Origin of the sequence: Streptomyces lushanensis (assembly GCF_001700515.1) — a bacterium.
Classification (GTDB): domain Bacteria; phylum Actinomycetota; class Actinomycetes; order Streptomycetales; family Streptomycetaceae; genus Streptomyces; species Streptomyces lushanensis.
On sequence record NZ_MAUD01000726.1, the window covers coordinates 1 to 281 of the forward strand.

At 67.6% G+C, this 281-nt stretch carries 1 protein-coding gene; it reads right to left on the reverse strand.

The genetic code is table 11. From position 1 onward, the window contains the following. Window positions 1–22: 22 nt before the first annotated feature. On the reverse strand, window positions 23–281 hold a 259-nt coding region (locus BFF77_RS32630; protein WP_342671281.1), incomplete at its 5' end, for a DUF6875 domain-containing protein.

The window sequence follows — 281 nt, forward strand, 5'->3', positions numbered from 1 at the left end:
GGTGGGGGTGGGGCGCGTGCGATCAGGACACCACTCGGCTGACCAACTGGCCGCGGACCCGGGCCGGGATGTCCGGGGCGAACCGGCGCAGATAGTGGTCCATGTGCGTATCGTCGCCGAGCAGGAAGGGAAGATCGAAGACCAGGAGCTTACGGACCGCCAGGAGCGGTACGGGAGCGCGCAGGGGACGGAACAGGGAGTTCCACAGGCCCGGTTCCTCGCACACCGGATGGAACTGCCCGATCATCAGGCCGTCGGCCACGAACTCGTCCTTGGCCTTG